The sequence below is a fragment of the Arthrobacter sp. ok362 genome (genome assembly GCF_900102785.1).
Classification (GTDB): Bacteria; Actinomycetota; Actinomycetes; order Actinomycetales; family Micrococcaceae; genus Arthrobacter.
This window is the reverse complement of the sequence record NZ_FNGC01000006.1, coordinates 1-12,605: the sequence shown is the minus strand read 5'-3', so window position 1 is coordinate 12,605 and position 12,605 is coordinate 1. Positions and strand designations below refer to the sequence as shown.

General features: G+C 62.0%; 8 protein-coding genes. 2 read left to right on the top strand and 6 right to left on the bottom strand.

Annotated features, from left to right (window positions below):
- Positions 1-62 precede the first annotated feature (62 nt).
- Positions 63-1,205, top strand: a complete 1,143-nt coding sequence (wecB, locus tag BLQ10_RS09275; protein ID WP_091561063.1) for a non-hydrolyzing UDP-N-acetylglucosamine 2-epimerase — start codon at positions 63-65, stop codon at positions 1,203-1,205.
- Between the two features lie 272 nt (positions 1,206-1,477).
- On the opposite strand, the gene BLQ10_RS09270 is transcribed toward wecB, so the two are convergent.
- The 6 genes from BLQ10_RS09270 to murA all read right to left on the bottom strand — a co-directional run bounded on the left by BLQ10_RS09270 (position 1,478) and on the right by murA (position 11,892).
- Positions 1,478-5,917 carry a glycosyltransferase gene (locus BLQ10_RS09270; protein ID WP_091561060.1) on the bottom strand — a complete coding sequence of 1,480 codons (4,440 nt, stop codon included), beginning with the start codon at positions 5,915-5,917 and terminating at the stop codon, positions 1,478-1,480.
- A gap of 32 nt (positions 5,918-5,949) precedes the next feature.
- Positions 5,950-7,197 (bottom strand): UDP-N-acetyl-D-mannosamine dehydrogenase, encoded by a 1,248-nt coding sequence (gene wecC / locus BLQ10_RS09265; RefSeq protein WP_091561055.1) that lies wholly within the window; start codon positions 7,195-7,197, stop codon positions 5,950-5,952.
- A 354-nt stretch (positions 7,198-7,551) separates the two neighbouring features.
- Positions 7,552-8,682: a D-alanine--D-alanine ligase family protein gene (locus tag BLQ10_RS09260; RefSeq protein ID WP_091561475.1), complete on the bottom strand. Its 1,131-nt coding sequence runs from the start codon at positions 8,680-8,682 to the stop codon at positions 7,552-7,554.
- A gap of 17 nt (positions 8,683-8,699) precedes the next feature.
- Positions 8,700-9,752, bottom strand: a complete 1,053-nt coding sequence (locus tag BLQ10_RS09255; protein WP_091561052.1) for an NAD(P)H-dependent glycerol-3-phosphate dehydrogenase — start codon at positions 9,750-9,752, stop codon at positions 8,700-8,702.
- Entirely contained in the window at positions 9,749-10,555 is an 807-nt protein-coding gene (locus tag BLQ10_RS09250) for a lysophospholipid acyltransferase family protein (RefSeq protein ID WP_091561050.1), read from the bottom strand. Before BLQ10_RS09250 ends, BLQ10_RS09255 begins: the two co-directional genes overlap by 4 nt.
- Before the next feature lie 11 nt (positions 10,556-10,566).
- The gene (gene murA / locus BLQ10_RS09245) at positions 10,567-11,892 is read right to left on the bottom strand and encodes a UDP-N-acetylglucosamine 1-carboxyvinyltransferase (RefSeq protein WP_091561048.1); all 1,326 of its coding nucleotides are present in this window, start codon (positions 11,890-11,892) and stop codon (positions 10,567-10,569) included.
- Positions 11,893-12,189: 297 nt separating this feature from the next.
- On the opposite strand from murA, the gene BLQ10_RS22335 reads away from it, so the two are divergent.
- Positions 12,190-12,537, top strand: coding sequence for a hypothetical protein (locus tag BLQ10_RS22335; RefSeq protein ID WP_091561045.1), 348 nt, complete (start codon positions 12,190-12,192; stop codon positions 12,535-12,537).
- The last annotated feature ends 68 nt before the right edge of the window (positions 12,538-12,605 follow it).

Genomic DNA, 12,605 nt, shown 5'->3' with positions numbered 1-12,605 from the left:
ATTTGGCGCATGCTCGCGTAGCATCGGTGCCGAAGCCATCCACAACACCCGGGGGAATTGCTGTGCCCATCGTCATGCCGATTTTCGGCACCCGTCCCGAGGCCATCAAGATGGCCCCAATTGTTGCCGCCCTGCAAGAGTCCAATCACTTCGAGTGCGTGGTCACTGTGACCGGTCAGCACCGCGAGATGCTGGACCAGGTCAACGAGCTTTTCGGCATTGTGCCGGATCACGACCTCAATATCCTGCAACAGCGGCAGTCGCTCTCAGCCATCATGACCCGAACCATCGACGGGCTGGACAAGCTCTTCGCCGAGAAAAAACCTGATGCCGTGATCGTTCAAGGCGACACTACGACATCCACTGCCGGCGCCATCGCTGCTTTCTACCACGGAATCCCCGTTGTGCACGTGGAAGCGGGGCTTCGTAGCGGCGACCTCTTCTCGCCGTTCCCGGAGGAAGCCAACCGCAAGATTACGAGCCAAATCGCGAGCCTCCACCTTGCTCCCACCAGTGTCAGCCGGACCAACCTCCTTGCCGAAGGCATCAGGGCCAGCGACATTGTGGTCACCGGCAACTCGGTTATCGATGCCCTGCTGACGACGGTAGGCAAGCAGATCCCTTTCACCGACCCTCAGCTGGAAGAACTCGCAGCGAGCGGCCGGAAGATCCTGCTGGTGACCACGCACCGGCGTGAGAATCAGGGAGACGCCATGCGAGGGGTGGGCCGCGCCTTGGCGCGAATCGCGGACGCCGAACCTGACTTGGTGATCGTTTTGCCGGCGCACAAGAACCCTGCGGTGCGCGAAGCGGTGCTGCCGGCCCTCGAAGGCAAGTCGAACGTTATCGTCACTGAGCCACTGGCTTACGGTGAATTCACCCGTATGCTCTCGCTCGCCCACGTCGTCCTCACCGACTCGGGCGGAGTGCAGGAAGAGGCGCCCAGCCTTGGTAAGCCGGTTCTCGTCATGCGTGACAACACCGAACGGCCTGAGGCAGTCGATGCCGGAACCGTGACCCTCATAGGTACCGACGAAGAACGCATAGTGAAAGAAATCGACAGGTTGCTCCATGACCAGGATCATTTTGATTCCATGGCCAACGCCGTTAACCCCTATGGAGACGGCAGAGCCTCGGAACGAACTGTCGCGGCGGTGGCGCACCTGCTGAACCTCGGAGACAGAATCGCCGAATTCGGTCAGTAACACACGCAACCGCGGTGAGGCCCGTGCCAGATCCGTGATTTTCTTTGCAGCCCGGGCGCAGAACGCGTCGCCGAACTGCGCCGGCGATCTCCCCGGGGGTGAAGCGCTTCGCGCTCAGCGACAACACGATCTCGTCGACGCCCCGCATCTGGCCCTGCCGTTTCTGGGCTCTCTGCGGGCTGCTCTAATTCTTGCCCATGGCTCGCCGACGACGCGGTTAAAACGCCTTTACCCCGCCCTGCACGAGCCATGTGCAGGACGGGGTACAGCAGCTACCCCCTCGGACGTGCGGCGCCGGTCGAGCCTTCACCGAGGATGATGCTGGTCAATGCTGACAGCACGTCGCGGGATTCGAACTGCGCGACAACATAGTCCTGTGCCGCCCCTGCAGCTTGAGCCCATGATGCGTCATCCTGGGAAGCAATGTAGTCGGCCAACTCGCCCGTACCAGCACGCAGCCAGCTTGTCGGGTAAATCTGATCGGCTCCTGGCCACGCGAGGCTGACCGGCAGCGCACCAGAGGCAGCACCGTCCGGCAGGGTGAGGTGGAATGATTCAAAGTCGCTCAGCGACAGCGCCACCCCGATCTTCCGGTACCAGGCAGCCATATCGTCGCCATGAGCATCAAAAGTGACTGCGCCCGCAAGAAGAGGATCTGTTTCGATTCGCAGGTACTGCTCGTCGAAGTACGCCATTTCTTCGGGGCGATTGGCCATCCACGGGAAATCTTCAGGCCGTTTTCCCTTGATAAACAGTCTGTAACGGTCATCCTGCATCCGGAGAAGCCTCAAAACATCCAAGGCCTTGTCCAATCGTTTGCTAGCCGGGACAATCCCGACGAACCCAAGATTGAACCTCGCGCCAGCAACCTTTTCCTGCCGAAGTTTGACCGTATCGACAGGATTTGGAACGACGCGACTTATGCCCCGTGGAACATTGTGATCTCGGACCGCAAGCTCCAGGACATGCTTTCCGACGAAAACCACGTCGTCCACAGCTCCGTACGAAACGTCTTTAACAAAGGGCCGAAAGATTTCTTGGGAATGAAGTCGGGTCACCATTCGCTGGTGCGAAGATTTGTTTTTCGAATACCACACGGCGTTGCCAAGCGTCCATTCACAGAAGATCACGTCAGCCTGGGCAAGTAGGCGCTGGCTTTGCCCTTCATCGTGTTTGTTGTGGTCCAACCACTTGTCGATCATGACGCTGTGCCCCATCGCCTCAAGTTCCGAGATGATGCCAGTGGCAAATTTCAAGTCATGTCCCGCGACCAGTACATTCTTCGGCCCTTTGAGAGGCTCAACCCTGGAGGGCTGGTCTTTTGAGACTAGAGCCCTCCGCAGGCAGAGCTGGCCGTCATTCTGAGGACCATCGAGCGCGCTGAGCAGCGGGCTTCCGTCAGCTGCCGATCCACGCCGGGCGAGCCCGAGGCCCGGAGTGTCCAGCTCATCACTTGAGATTGCGATAGAACTCCAGGCGCCAAAGCTGGCGGCAGACAGCATGTCTTCAAACACTGTTCGATCGCGATGTCCCGTTCCCGGGGAACCGATGAACGAGAGTCCGTCGGCTTTCGCCAGCTTCGCTGCGTCGGCGAAATCAACCACGATCTCTACGGGCAAGTCCCCCGCCGCTCCGCCCCGTGTGGAGTAGATCCTCATGGGCTGCACAGTCTGCATGGCAATTACCGAGGCGATTTCGGGAGTTAGGCCTTCAACGAAGACTGCATAACTGGGCATCTCTGGAGCTTCCACGATTAGCCCCGCAGTGCGAAGTACGTATGCCAGCCTGTGCGCCGCAGTGTGACCCCTGTGCACGTGCCTGTAAGCGAGCCACGCGTCCCTTATGCGCGCCGGCTCGTTGTTCATCCATTCGGTCACAAGAAGGTCTACTTCGTCTGACCCCTCGATGACCGGCACAAGGCCGTTCATGACGTTCTCAACGCCGACGCCTCTGCCGCTCAGGACCGCCGAGCCGGATGCGGCAACCTCCATGACGCGCCGAGAGAACATCGTGGGTGAGCCATCGACTGAGTTTACATTTATGTGCACGGGATGGGATTTGTAGGCATCAACCATTTCCTTATAGCTCAGCCCTCCCCGGACGTATCGGCTCAGATGATCCGGGAAGCGATAGGGGCTCTCCGGATTCAGATGCTGCCTGTCATAGATGGACAACCCATGGTTTTTGGCAACGTCCAGGATTGTGGCTAATTCCTCGGACCGGGCCTTATATCGGTCGCCGTAGAAGGAACCGGCGTAGGCCACGGAGTGATCATATGGGCGTTCGGACGGAACGATGTTGTGTAGCCGGGGTTGGGCATAAAAGGGAAGCGAAGCGACAGTTCGCTGCCGGGGACCCGCGTCCGCTTTGTACAGGCGGATGCAGTCCGAATCTGTCGTGAATACGTGGTCAAAATGGGCGGCAGTTCGGCTGAACCTGCTGATGTGCACAGGATCTTCCTTGTTCCAAAAGATCGTTGGGATGCCCACCGTGTTGCAGTGTTCCAGGATGGCCCTCAACGTCGAGAATCGCTCTTCGTCGTAGTAACCGACCTTTTGGTTCCACAAGCCGTCAACGCCCTCCCAAGCGGACTCCACTAACAGCGCGTCCAGCGGCTGTGCATCGATTTGCTTGCGCCACGACTCAGGCCGGAGCTCGACAAGTGTGGTGTCGCCGCGCATACCCTCAAGAGTGAATTCGTCGGCTATTATGCCGACGGTCATTTCCGACAGTATCCGCCCTGAGGCAGGTGGTGCTCCGGCGCCCGCCCGGCCGTGAGCTTCTACAGCCTTACGGCCGGTCGACCGCCAGGTGCGTTCCTCGACCGCCCAGAGGCGGGCTCGTCTGCCCATCAACGCACGCCGCTCGGAGTCTTGTGCCAAAACTATGATTGCCTCCGCAAGAGAGCTCGGATTTCCGGCTTCTGAGAGCAAAGCGCGGGCCTGTTCCGGCCCTGCAAGGTCGCGCAACGGGGCGAGGTCGCTGAGGATCAAAGCCTTGGCGCTTGCCATTGCCTCGAGAGGTTTGAGCGGTGACACCATTTCCGTAACCGGCGACCATCTTCGAGGACATGGCATGATATCGAAAAGACTTACGTAGTTCGGGATTTCTGCCGCCGGCACTCGACCGGTGAACATGACTTTGTCAGAGATTCCGAGTTCCACAGCCCGCCGTTTCAGCTCGGGCAACTGAACGCCGTCGCCGACGATTACTAAAGTAACGTCCAAGCCCCCGTCTAGGACGATTCTTGCTGCGTCCAGGAGATCGTCCAAGCCCTCGTAAGCGACAAGGCTTCCCGCGTAGCCGACCACGGTCGTGTTCTCTGCCAGGCCAAGTTTTCGACGCAGAGGTTCCAGGGCGGGCATGGGAGCAAACGTATCGGTGTCCACCGAATTTGGCATCAGGCTGATCGAGGATGAGTCGACTCCGCGCCGCACCAATTCGTCCCGCACCTGGCTCGTGATCGCCAGGACGAGATCGGCTTCAGTTGCTACCAGTGTTTCTAGGCGGACAGCAAGCTTAAAGCGCTCTGTCTCTCCCCAGTTCGGGTTATTGGATAGCTGCGTGATCTCCCACAGTCCCCGGACTTCATAGGCGAAGGGGATACCGAGCCTTCGGGCCGCCATGAGTGCCGGCAATGCGGTGACGTAGTTCGAGGCAGACTGGATTAGCGAGACCCGATTGCGTTGGGCCTCGCGGACGTAGACATCTACGGCTTCGGCCAAGTAGTAATCCAGGCGGTCGGCGGTCAAGCTCGGTCCTGGGTTGAAAACGTGTGTGACTCCGCTAATCTCACGCTCGAAGCGATCCTTGGAAGACACTTCAACATCGACTGTCGAATCCCACGGGTACCCGGGGCGCGCCACAACCAGGACATCTTCGCCGTTGGCCTGAAGCCCGGCGACAACACCACCGGTTCGCGTCGAATAGCCGTTGCTGTTGAAGTATCCGGTGCTGTGGGCGCAGTACATAATCCGTTTGCGCTCCACCGCGTAGCCGGCATTGGATTGTCTCGGGGAGAGGAACTGCTCCCGGGTCAGAAGCTCGCGCTGCCCAAGGATATTTTGTACAAGCACGCGTTCTGAACCGGCCAAATCGCTGAGGAGCGCGGCGTTCTGAAGAATGAACTCTGCCGGCTCCAGAATCGACCCCCTGACAAAGTAATCGTGGGAGATGACCTTGAGGGCCGTGGCCCTGGACGGCTGCGCCTCAAACTCACGGATGAGGTCTTCGCGCTGCACAGGGATAACACCCCCTGCCATGACGGGTTTGAGAGCGGCCAAACTCTGCCCGGACACGGCGGACTGCTTCGACGACGATCGGCCCGATTCTGCCGGAACTGAGCGCTTGACCGGCCTTGGTTTAATCTGAGCCGGCCTCCCCGTATTCCCGAACACGCGGGAGAGAATGCGAGCGGGGGCGAGGACTGCCCGCCCGATTTGGAGGCTCTTGGAGGAGCGAAGCGCTTTCAGGGCTGATTTTAGCTTTTTGCGCTCGTCATTCGCTGACTTCAGCTCAGCCTTGGCGTTGTCCCGGGCCCTTCGCATGGCACGGAGATCACTCTCCAGAACGTGCTCCCGACGCCGGCCCTGGGCTTCACGGGCAAGAATCCGTTCATAGTCCTGGATCACAGCGTCGATATCCTGAAGATACCTCTTGCGTTTGGCCAGTTTGACCGTCGCTATGTGGGCGACTTCATCTGCATACTTCAAGGCTTCACTCCGTGTGCGCGTCGGGCTTGCAATTACTGCCAGATTCCCCGCGTGTCCAACACTGGCTTGCCCGCCATGGGTTGCCGGTCCATTTCCCTGAAGTCGTCATGGTCCACGAGGAGCAGCACAACGTCGGCCTCAGCTACCGCCGGGTCCAGTTCGTGCAGGACTACGTTACTGAGACTTGCAAGCTGCCTCGGGAGACGATCCACATGCGGCTCTACAATCAGCAGTTCTGCGCCGTCCAGCTTGGAGCTGAGTTTTTCGACGATTGCGACGGCGGGAGACTCACGGAGGTCGTCGATGTTCGCCTTGAACGCCAGTCCCAAGACAGCGATCTTGGGCGATACGGTCTCCCCGACAGCTTCCTGTACCTTCTTCACGACCCAGTCCGGCTTCGAGTCGTTCGTCTCGCGTGCCTGCCGGATCAGCTGTGCTTCTTCCGGGGCAGCGGCGACAATAAACCAGGGATCGACGGCGATGCAGTGGCCGCCCACCCCGGGGCCCGGCTGCAGGATATTAACGCGGGGGTGGTGGTTGGCGAGTTTGATGAGTTCCCAGACGTTAATGCCCAGCTTGTCGCTGATCACCGATAGCTCGTTGGCGAAGGCGATATTTACGTCGCGGTAGGAGTTCTCCACCAGCTTGGCCATTTCCGCCGTGGCGGCGTCGGTGACGAGGATCTCGCCTTGGCAGAAGACGGCGTATAGCGCTTTGGCGAGCTGGGCTGCCTCGGGGGTTAGGCCTCCGACGATGCGGTCATTGGTGACAAGCTCGATCATGATCCGGCCGGGCAACACACGCTCCGGGCAGTGGGCCACATGGATGGACGGCTTGCCATCGGTTCCATCGAGACGCAAATCCGGCCGCAAACTGATGAGGTACTCCCCGAGGAGCTGCGTGGTTCCAGGAGGCGACGTGGACTCAAGAATAACGAGCTCCCCACCCACAAGCTGAGGGGCAATGCCGCGCGCGGCGGCCTTGATGTATGTCAGATCAGCTGTGTGGTCCGCGTTAAAAGGCGTGGGGACAGCCACGATGTACGCCTGGGCGGCGGGAGTCTCGCCGGACGCGCTGAGCTTGTGCTGGCTTACGGCGCCAGCTACGTAGGATGCCAGGTCTGGCTCTACAAAGGGAACTTCACCACGGTTGACGGAGTCGACCGTGTCCGAGTTTACGTCCACACCGATGACGTGAACGCCGTTTCCGGCAAGAATCGCCGCGGTCGGCAGGCCGATGTAGCCCAATCCGATGACAGCTACTGTTTCAATGGTATTCAACGAGAACCCCCACTCAGACAGAGACTTGATCTCTGTGATATTTAAATAAATTCAATACGCGGCTGGCCCGCAGGTCGCATTCGGTGACTTTCCAGACGTGCCCCTCCGAGGCCCACTGCTGACAGTAGCTAAACCTGTCGGATGCACACACCATGCCCCGCCGGCAACGACGTCACTTAAGGAAGTGTTAATCTTCTCCGCAGGTAGGGCGAAAGGACTGCCCCGAAAGCGTCCGCGGGTCCGTTGACCGTCCGAGTATACCGGTGCTCCCACTGGAGACAGGAAGCAGGGTTGCATTCAGGTCCGCGAAGTACATGTAGTGCGCCTGTTGCCCCTGCCGACCAGTAGGTAGGCCTAGCGCAGGCCGGTTTTGCGGTGCAGTGCGAGGTGGATCAGCTCGTCAATCAGTTCGGCGTAGCCCAGGCCTGAGGCCTTCCACATCTGCGGGTACATGCTCTTGGGCGTAAAGCCAGGCATCGTGTTGATCTCGTTGATAATCAGATCGCCATCCGGGGTGTAGAAGAAGTCAACCCGGCTCAGTCCCTCACCACCGACGGCGTCGAACGCGACGGCGGCCAGTTCCCGGACCCGGGCGATCGCTTCTTCGGGGAGGTCGGCTGGGCAGCTCAGCGCGGCGGCGTCGTCGACGTATTTGGCGTTGAAGTCATAGAAGTCGTGCCCGCCGCCTGCCACGGAAATCTCGCCGGGCATGGACGTCCGGGGACTATCGTTCCCCCGGCCCTCTAATACAGCGCATTCAATCTCGCGTCCCGTGATGCCAGCCTCGATGACCAGTTTAGGATCGTGCTCCCGGGCGGTCTCTATTGCGGCGTCAAGGCCGTCGAGGGAATCCACCTTGGAGATGCCCATGGAAGAGCCCGCCCGGGCCGGCTTGACGAACACGGGGAAGCCCAGCTGGTCCACGCGCTTGCGGACGGTTTCGGGATCTGTGCGCCACTGCCGGTCGGTCACGGCGATGTACGGTCCCACCTGGAGCCCGACCGATTCAAAGACCACCTTCATGAAGTGCTTGTCCATGCCGACCGCGGACGCGAGCACGCCGGCGCCCACATAGCGGGTGTCGGACAGTTCCAGGAGGCCCTGGATGGTCCCGTCCTCGCCGAAGGGCCCGTGCAGCAGCGGGAAGACGACATCCACGGAGCCGAGTTCCTGCGGGACCGTGTTCGGGGCTGCGACGATCAGCTGGTGCTCGCCGCCGATCTCCGCCAAGGCCACGGTCTGTGCCGACGGCGCCACCTCGGGCAGCGACGAGGCGGAAAGCGACCACTCGTTGGTCTCGCCGGAGGCCAAAACCCACTGGCCGGTCTTGGCGATCCCGATCGGGATGACGTCGTACTTGTCCTTGTCGATGGCGCCCAGGACGCCGGCGGCTGTCACGCAGCTGACGGCGTGCTCGCTGGAGCGGCCGCCGAACAGCACCGCCACGCGGGGCTTCGGCTGGTCCGTACGGCCTTCTGTGGTCATATTGTTCTCTGACACTCTCAGTGATCGCCTTCGGGTTTCAGGTCCCGGGACAGCAGCAGCGGACCCAGTTCGTCTACGGACAGTTTTCCCGCCAACACGGCGACGACGGCTGCCGTAATCGGCATGTCGACGCCGAGCTTGCCGGCAAGCTCATGGACCGCCTGGCTGGACTTGATGCCCTCGGCCGTCTGCTTCATTTCGGCCGTGACCTGCTCCAGGGTCAGTCCGTTGCCGAGAAGCCGGCCGGCGGTGTGGTTTCGGGACAGCGGAGAGGAACACGTGGCCACGAGATCGCCCAGGCCGGCGAGCCCCGCCATGGTCCGGGCCTCACCACCCAGGGCAAGGGTCAGCCGGGAGGTCTCTGCCAAGCCGCGGGTGATGACGGAGGCCTTGGTGTTGTCCCCCATCTTCTTGCCTTCGCAGATTCCCACGGCCAGGGCGATCACGTTCTTGACGATCCCGCCGATTTCGACGCCGATCACATCCGTGGTGGTGTACGGGCGGAAGTAGGGCGCGGTGCAGCTGCGGGCGATCCAGCCTGCCGTGACCGGATCCGTGCAGGCCACGACGGATGCGGTCGGTTCTTCCCGGGCGATCTCCATGGCCAGGTTGGGGCCGGAAACCACGGCGACGCGGTCAGCCGGCAGGTCCAGCTCCGTGCAGATGACCTCGCTCATGCGGGCATCGGTGTGGAGCTCAAGGCCCTTCATGAGGGACACCACGACGGCGCCGGGCGCCAGATGCTCCTTCCAGGCCTGCAGTTGCGGCCGCAGGGTCTGTGCCGGAACCGCCAGGATGACCAGCTCGGCGCCCGCCAGGACCTCGGAGACATCCTTGGACGCGGTGATGCTGGACGGCAGCGTGATGCCCTTCAGGTACTGCTCATTGCGGTGCAGGGTGTTGATCTGGTCCACAATTTCCGGACGTCGGCCCCAGAGGCGGATGCTTCGTTCGACCCCGGAGGCGGCGGCTGCGTCGGCGACGACCTTGGCGAAAGTGGTGCCCCAGGAGCCTGCCCCCAGGACGGCCACGGTGCTGGCCGATGTTGCTCGTTCAAAGTTAACCGTCATCCGGCGCTGTCCCCAGTAATCTCGTTTGATGCGCCACCCTCTTGGATAGCACTGCCTTTGGAGCCGCCCCGCTCGACGAACCGACCCTGCGTGGACTGGTTGTGCGCCGCCGGGTCCCACCGCTCCGCGGGCGGCTGTTCGGCGCGCAGTCCCGCCAGAAGACCAGTTATGGCGTCCATGATGACGTTCGTGGCTGCGGTGAGCGTCGCTCTGTCCAGCGGGAGGCCTGCAAAGGCGCTCAGGTCCACGGGATCCCCGACCACCAGACGGGACGTCTTGCGGGGAAAGATGTAGAAACGCTTCGCATACCGGGGGAAGACCTCTTGGGCACCCCAATGGGCCATAGGCACCACGGGAATGCCGCTCTCCAGCGCCATGCGCGCGGCGCCGGTGTGACCCCTCATCGGCCAGAGTGCGGGGTCTCTGGTCAGGGTTCCCTCGGGGTAGATGATGATCGCCCCGCCCTCGTTCACGATCTCCTTGGCGAGCTGCAGCGAACGGTTCGCCCCCGCCGTCGAGCGTTCCACCGGGATCTGCTTGGTGGACCGCAGGACAGCGCCCAGCACGGGCACCTTGAAAAGACCGGCTTTGGCCAGGAAATGCGGCATCCGTTTCTGGTTATAGAGCATGTGCCCCACCACCAGCGGGTCGATCTCCGTGCAGTGGTTGGGTGCGGCGATGAAGCCCCCGGCCGGCAGCTTCTCGAGGCCTTCCCACTTCTTGTTCATCAGCAGGTTCATCACGGGCCGAACGATCCCGGCGACCGCCACAAATGTGGCGTGGCTCTTGGCCGACTCCTTCACTTCGGTCCCCGCTACTTGGCTGACGTGATGTCGAAATCGGCGCCGAGGCCCGCGAGCTTCTCCGTGAAGCGCTCGTAACCGCGGTTGATGATGTCGATTCCCGTGACGCGGGAGGTGCCCGTGGCGGCCAGGGCGGCGATGAGGTGGCTGAATCCGCCGCGCAGGTCCGGGACGTCGATGTCGGTGCCCTTGAGCTGCGTCGGGCCGGAGATCACGGCGGAGTGCAGGAAGTTGCGCTGGCCGAAACGGCACGGCACGCTGCCGAGGCATTCGCGGTGGACCTGGATATTGGCGCCCATGCGGATCAGTGCATCCGTGAAGCCGAACCGGTTCTCATACACGGTCTCGTGGACGATCGAGACGCCCTCGGCCTGGGTCAGGGCGACGATGAGGGGCTGCTGCCAGTCCGTCATGAATCCCGGGTGCACGTCCGTTTCGAGGACCAACGGGTTGAGCTTGCCGCCGCGGTGGTAGAAGCGGATGCCGTCGTCGCCGATGTCCATGCCGCCGCCGACCTTGCGGTAGGTGTTCAGAAAGGTCATCATGTCCCGCTGTGTGGCGCCTTCGACAAAGATGTCGCCGCGGGTGACCAAGGCCGCGGAAGCCCAGGAGGCCGACTCGTTGCGGTCCGAGAGGGCCCGGTGGTTGTACCCGCCCAGGTCCCGGACCCCTTCGATCCGGATGGTGCGGTCAGTCTGGACACTGATGATGGCGCCCATCTTCTGCAGCACCGCGATGAGGTCCACGATTTCCGGCTCGGTGGCCGCACCGGAGAGCTCGGTGATGCCCTCAGCGCGCGTGGCGCTCAGCAGGACCTGCTCGGTGGCGCCGACGGACGGGTAGGGCAGCACAATCTTGGCGCCCTTGAGCCCGTTGGGCGCGGAGATGTGGATGCCGCCGGGGCGCTTTTCCACTACAGCACCGAACTGGCGCAGGACGTTCAGGTGAAAGTCGATCGGACGGTCGCCGATCTTGCAGCCGCCCAGATCCGGGATGAAGGCCTCGCCGATGGCGTGGATCAATGGCCCGCACAGCAGGATCGGGATGCGCGAATCGCCGGCGTGGGCATCGATCGCCGTGCTGGAGGCGGTCTTGGCACCCTTCGGGTCAAGCGTCAGATCACCGGTCACGGGGTCCTTGTCGACCCTGACGCCATGGAGCTGAAGCAGGCTCGTGACAACCTCGACGTCCTTGATTTCAGGCACGTTGCGCAACACCGATGGCTCATTGCCCAGAAGGGCAGCAACCATGGCCTTGGGGACAAGATTCTTGGCCCCGCGAACGGTGACGCGGCCAGTTAGCGGGACGCCTCCGCGGATTGTCAGAACACTACTCATATACCGGTTTCCTCACGACTACTCGCCCCCAAATCCTTACAAACGCTCCAGCTAAGCATAGGAGCATCCGTTACCGATCTGAAATACGGAGCGGTTCGATTGGCGTCGCACTGGGCCGGCCTGAGCGGATATGGCGGGGCAGACGTGGTGGGTATGTCGGGCCCCGACACGGTCTGCCACATCATCACGGCTGTCCCGGGAACCTGGTCGTCGGCGGCGTGGCTGGGCTACCGCTGGTCAGTTAGGACCCGGGGGCCGGCAGCCATTATTGTCAGAGGTCCCTGAGACACTGAATTCATGGACGGCAAGCAGGGGCTCGATGTGGTTCCGACACCAATTCACGGCGCGGAAGGCACCGGCGCCACGGAGTGCGGTGCAGGGCAGTACGGTGCTGCCACTGATGCGACGGCCACTCACAGAGCTTGCTGCCTGTCCGCCCGCCCGGCCACGGACAGCCCCGCCGCACTGATCGACGAGATCCGGGACCTCGAGGACCGAAAGTCCGCCATGGCCGCCCGCCAGGCCCGCCTGGCTGTCGCCTTCGAACTTCAGCAGCGCCGCGAACAGGCCGACGCCGGCGTGCCCTCGGACCAGTTGGGTGCCGGTGTCGCAGCGCAGATCGAGCCTGTCAAGTTGTTTGTGTAAGTGAGGCGGAGTGTCATCGGTTCAGATAGGGTCCGAGCCGGTCGGGGTAGTTCAGGACCAGGATGCCG

Excerpts from the sequence above, each read along its gene's own strand:
- BLQ10_RS22335 (WP_091561045.1), top strand. The coding sequence starts at position 12,190 with ATGGACGGCAAGCAGGGGCTCGATGTGGTTCCGACACCAATTCACGGC.
- BLQ10_RS09255 (WP_091561052.1), bottom strand. The coding sequence starts at position 9,752 with ATGACGGTTAACTTTGAACGAGCAACATCGGCCAGCACCGTGGCCGTC.
- murA (WP_091561048.1), bottom strand. The coding sequence starts at position 11,892 with ATGAGTAGTGTTCTGACAATCCGCGGAGGCGTCCCGCTAACTGGCCGC.
- BLQ10_RS09260 (WP_091561475.1), bottom strand. The coding sequence starts at position 8,682 with ATGACCACAGAAGGCCGTACGGACCAGCCGAAGCCCCGCGTGGCGGTG.